This is a genomic window from Deferrisoma palaeochoriense (assembly GCF_054656955.1).
The window spans coordinates 1-4,173 of record NZ_BAAHXI010000123.1; the positions used below are offsets into that span (position 1 = coordinate 1).

At 71.0% G+C, this 4,173-nt stretch carries 5 protein-coding genes; 3 read left to right on the forward strand and 2 right to left on the reverse strand.

The genetic code is table 11. From position 1 onward, the window contains the following. Positions 1 to 157 precede the first annotated feature (157 nt). Positions 158 to 826: a histidine phosphatase family protein gene (locus ACYQ8L_RS18120; protein WP_459943226.1), complete on the reverse strand. Its 669-nt coding sequence runs from the start codon at positions 824 to 826 to the stop codon at positions 158 to 160. 86 nt (positions 827 to 912) lie between these two features. Here ACYQ8L_RS18120 and ACYQ8L_RS18125 point away from each other — a divergent pair, with 86 nt between their 5' ends. Together ACYQ8L_RS18125 and queC are read left to right on the forward strand one after the other, a co-directional pair. Beyond that, positions 913 to 2,148 (forward strand): LL-diaminopimelate aminotransferase, encoded by a 1,236-nt coding sequence (locus ACYQ8L_RS18125; protein ID WP_459943227.1) that lies wholly within the window; start codon positions 913 to 915, stop codon positions 2,146 to 2,148. Beyond that, complete coding sequence (gene queC, locus ACYQ8L_RS18130) at positions 2,145 to 2,840, forward strand: 7-cyano-7-deazaguanine synthase QueC (RefSeq protein ID WP_459943228.1); 696 nt, start codon at positions 2,145 to 2,147, stop codon at positions 2,838 to 2,840. The genes ACYQ8L_RS18125 and queC overlap by 4 nt, the downstream gene beginning before the upstream one ends. Before the next feature lie 9 nt (positions 2,841 to 2,849). Here the strand turns inward: queC and ACYQ8L_RS18135 are convergent, their stop codons facing one another. Continuing rightward, entirely contained in the window at positions 2,850 to 3,044 is a 195-nt protein-coding gene (locus ACYQ8L_RS18135) for a ferredoxin (RefSeq protein WP_459943229.1), read from the reverse strand. Positions 3,045 to 3,446: 402 nt separating this feature from the next. Here ACYQ8L_RS18135 and ACYQ8L_RS18140 point away from each other — a divergent pair, with 402 nt between their 5' ends. Continuing rightward, the gene (locus ACYQ8L_RS18140; protein ID WP_459943230.1) at positions 3,447 to 4,007 is read left to right on the forward strand and encodes a CDP-alcohol phosphatidyltransferase family protein; all 561 of its coding nucleotides are present in this window, start codon (positions 3,447 to 3,449) and stop codon (positions 4,005 to 4,007) included. The last annotated feature ends 166 nt before the right edge of the window (positions 4,008 to 4,173 follow it).

A 4,173-nucleotide genomic window follows, 5' to 3' on the forward strand; every position in this document is an offset into this window, starting at 1 on the left:
TCACTCGGGCCCGCCGGCACGCACGGCGAAGGAGCTGCTAAACAAGGTGATCTCGGTCATGCGAAAGATCCAAAAACTCCCTGCCCGGGTTCGCCTGTACTACTTGCACTCGGCGATCCAATACGCGGCGGCCTAGCGCGCCTATTTAGCCGCCTGGTTAATAGCCTCCTAGCGTCCGAGCGTCCCAGCGTCCTAGCGTTCGAGCGTTCGAGCCTCGATACCCCGCCACCCGGGCGCGGCCGTCGGGCATGACCTCCACGAGCACGATCGACCCCGGCTGGGGGTACCCGTCGGGGATGCCGCAGGGCTGGAGGGCGGCCTTCCGCCGCGGGTCGAGGGGCAGGCCGGAAAGTCGCATCACGAGAAACGCGAGCGGGTCGCCGTGGGTCACGGCGGCCACCGCGGCCCCGGGCCGCCGCCGGGCCGTGCGCCGCAGGAACCGCTCCATCCGGTCCGCCACGCCGCCGGGCTGCTCGAACCCGGGGCCCGACCCGGTGTAGAAGTCCTCCCCCGCGGCCCGGGCCTCGGCCAGGGGCCGGCCCTCGAAGGGGGTTCGGACCTCGTGGAGGAGCCGGGAGATCCGAAGCCGGAGGCCCGGGTGGCGGGCCAGGATCTCCCGGGCCGTCTGGCGCGCCCGAAGGAGCGGGCTCGCCCAGACCTCGGCCAGGGGCTCCGCCGCCAGGATCTCGGCCGCCCGCCGCGCCTGCTCCCTCCCGTCGGGACTCAGGCCGAACCGGGGCAGCCGGCCGTAGAGGACGCGGCCGGGGTTTTCCACCTTGCCGTGGCGCACCAGGAACACGCGGGTGGGTCGGGGCTCCCTCTCCATGACTCCTCCTTGACGGGCGGCCGGCACCTCTGCTACCCACAACCGACCCGCTGGATGTCTTCCCCGAACGGAAAGGATAACGTACCGTGGCTCTCGCGAACGAACACTACCTCAAGCTCAAGGCCGGCTACCTCTTTCCCGAGATCGCCCGCCGGGTGAACGCCTTCGCCCAGGCCCACCCGGAGGCCCGGATCATCCGGCTCGGCATCGGCGACGTCACCCGGCCGCTGGTGCCGGCCGTGGTCGAGGCCTTCCACGCGGCCGTGGACGAGATGGCCCGGCCCGAGACGTTCCGCGGGTACGGCCCCGAGCAGGGCTACCCCTTCCTCATCGACGAGATCCGGGAGAAGGCCTACGCCCCCCTGGGGGTGGACCTGCGGCCCAGCGAGATCTTCATCTCCGACGGGTCGAAGTGCGACACCGCGAACATCCTCGACATCTTCGGCCTGGAGAACCGGGTGGCCATCTGCGACCCGGTCTACCCGGTCTACAACGACACCAACGTGATGGCCGGCCGCACCGGCCCGGCCGACGAGCGGGGGTATTACCAGGGCATCGTCTACCTGCCCTGCACGGCCGAAAACGCCTTCATCCCCGAACTGCCCCGGGAGCGGGTGGACCTGGTGTACCTGTGCTACCCCAACAACCCCACGGGCACCGTGGCCACCCGGGAGCAACTGGCCCGGTGGGTGGAGTACGCCCTGGAGCACGACGCCGTGATCCTCTACGACGCGGCCTACGAGGCGTTCATCACCGAGCCGGGCATCCCCCACTCCATCTACGAGATCCCCGGGGCCAAGCGCTGCGCCATCGAGTTCCGGAGCTTTTCCAAAACGGCCGGGTTCACGGGGGTCCGCTGCGCGCTCACCGTGGTGCCCGAGGACCTCACGGCCCGCACCTCCGCGGGCGAACGGGTGAGCCTCAACAAGCTCTGGAACCGTAGGCAGTCCACCAAGTTCAACGGGGTGAGCTACCCGGTGCAGCGGGCCGCGGCCGCCGTGTACTCCGACGAGGGGTGGGCCCAGGTGAGCCGGGAGATCGCCTACTACATGGAGAACGCCCGGATCATCCGCGAGGGGCTCGCCGCGGCCGGCATCACCTGCTACGGCGGGGTGAACGCGCCCTACATCTGGCTCAAGACCCCCGACGGGCTCACGAGCTGGGAGTTCTTCGACCGGCTCCTGGAGGAGTGCCACGTGGTGGGCACGCCCGGGAGCGGGTTCGGCCCGAGCGGGGAGGGGTACTTCCGGCTCTCGGCCTTCGGCGACCGGGCCAACGTGGAGGAGGCCGTGGGCCGGATCCGGGAGCGGTGGGGCCGATGAGCGCCGGGCCGCGAAAGGCCGTTGTGCTCCTGAGCGGGGGCCTCGACTCGGCCACCTGCCTCGCGGTGGCCCGGGCCGAGGGGTTCGCCTGCCACTGCCTGAGCTTCGCCTACGGCCAGCGCCACGGCGTGGAACTCGAGGCCGCGCGGCGGGTGGCCGGGGCCCTCGGGGCCGAGGAGCACAAGGTGATCCGGCTCGATCTCCGGGCGTTCGGGGGCTCGGCCCTCACCGACGACATCGAGGTGCCCCGGCCGGCCGACGAGGGCGAGATCGGCCGGGAGATCCCGGTCACCTACGTGCCCGCCCGCAACACCATCTTCCTGTCGTTCGGGCTCGCCTGGGCCGAGGTGCTCGGGGCCTTCGATCTCTTCATCGGCGCGAACGCCCTCGACTACTCGGGCTACCCCGACTGCCGGCCGGAGTTCCTCGAGGCGTTCGAGCGGGTGGCGAACCTGGGCACCAAGGCCGGGGTCGAGGGCCACCGGTTCCGGATCCACGCCCCGCTGCTTCGGCTCACCAAGGCCGAGATCATCCGCAAGGGGATCGCGCTCGGGGTGGACTACGGCCTCACGCACTCGTGCTACGACCCGGACCCCGAGGGCCGGGCCTGCGGCGCGTGTGACAGCTGCCTGTTGCGGAAGAAAGGGTTTCGGGAGGCGGGGGTCCCCGACCCGACCCGGTACCGGGACTGAGCCCGGGAGCTACTCCTCGATCACGATTGCGCCCGGGGCGCACTCGGCCGCGGCCCTGCGCACCGCCTCCTCGTGCTCGGCCGGCACCACGTCGACCTTCACGACCCCGCGGAGCTTCTGGTCGTCGTAGTCGAACACCTCGGGGCAGACCTTGTGGCAGTTGCCGTCGCCCATGCAAAGATCGTAGTCGATGCGGACTTTCATGGAATCCTCCTGGGAAGAACCGGGGCAGGCCACGCCGACCCCGAAGTTGCAACGGGTTGGGGAAAGATACAGCGCCCCCACCGCCTGTCAAACGGGGGCAGGCCAAAGGCCGGGGGGAAATGGTGAATGGTTTTCCGGTGGTTCTTACGTTCCCCCTCTCTCTTTCGGACGAGGGGGTGAGGGGGCAACGCCGTCGCGCCGGGGGGCGCCCCGGGTTCGTTCGACCCTGACACGGATCCCCTCCAGGGGTCAGGGAATCTGCCGTGGCAACATGGTCGGGCGGTCCTCCGACCCCCGGGCCCTGGGCCGCAGGATGGAGAGGACCACCAGGATGCAGGACAAACCGGATTTCGCCGCCCAGCTTCCCAGCTTTCTAACCTTCTAGCCGTTCCGCCGAAGCCCATGTACCGCCACCTGCCCAACGCCCTGACCGCGAGCCGGATCGTGCTGGTGCCGTTCCTCCTGTGGCTTCTGGCCGAGGAACGCTACGGCGCGTCGCTGGTGCTGTGCGCCGTGGCCGGGGTGACCGACGCCCTCGACGGGTTCCTGGCCCGGCGGTGGAACCAGGTAACCCGGCTCGGGGCCGTGCTCGATCCCATTGCCGACAAAGTCCTGGTGGTGGGAAGCGTGGTCGTGCTGGCCGGGCAGGGCCGAGTGCCGGCCTGGCTCGCGGGGCTCGTGGTGGGCCGCGACGCCCTCATTCTGGGGGGCGCCGTGGTGTACCGGGCCGTGACCGGGGAGCTCGAGATCCGGCCGACCTTGTTGAGCAAGGTGAACACCTTCCTCCAGATCGTGGTCCTGGTGGCCGCCATCCTCGACGGCGCCGGACTCTCCCTGGGCCCGGTGCTCGGCTGGGGGTTCGTGGCCGCCGGCATCACCACCGCCGGGTCGGGCCTCCACTACCTCCTGGCCTGGACGGTCAAGGCCTTCTCCCGGCCCGCGGGGGGCGATTCGCGCCCGTGACCCCCCTCACCCCGGCCCTCTCCCCCTGAGGGGGAGAGGGAGACAGACGGCCGGGGTTCCCAGCCGCCGCGAAGCGGTTCCCCCTCCCCTGGTGGGAGGGGGATAGGGGGAGGGGGAGCAACAACGGGGGGGGGGGGGGGGGGGGGGGGGGGGGGGGGGGGGGGGG

What these genes read in the sequence shown, in the direction of transcription:
- ACYQ8L_RS18140 (WP_459943230.1), top strand. Translation starts at nt 3,447, where the DNA reads ATGTACCGCCACCTGCCCAACGCCCTGACCGCGAGCCGGATCGTGCTG.
- queC (WP_459943228.1), top strand. Translation starts at nt 2,145, where the DNA reads ATGAGCGCCGGGCCGCGAAAGGCCGTTGTGCTCCTGAGCGGGGGCCTC.
- ACYQ8L_RS18120 (WP_459943226.1), bottom strand. Translation starts at nt 826, where the DNA reads ATGGAGAGGGAGCCCCGACCCACCCGCGTGTTCCTGGTGCGCCACGGC.
- ACYQ8L_RS18135 (WP_459943229.1), bottom strand. Translation starts at nt 3,044, where the DNA reads ATGAAAGTCCGCATCGACTACGATCTTTGCATGGGCGACGGCAACTGC.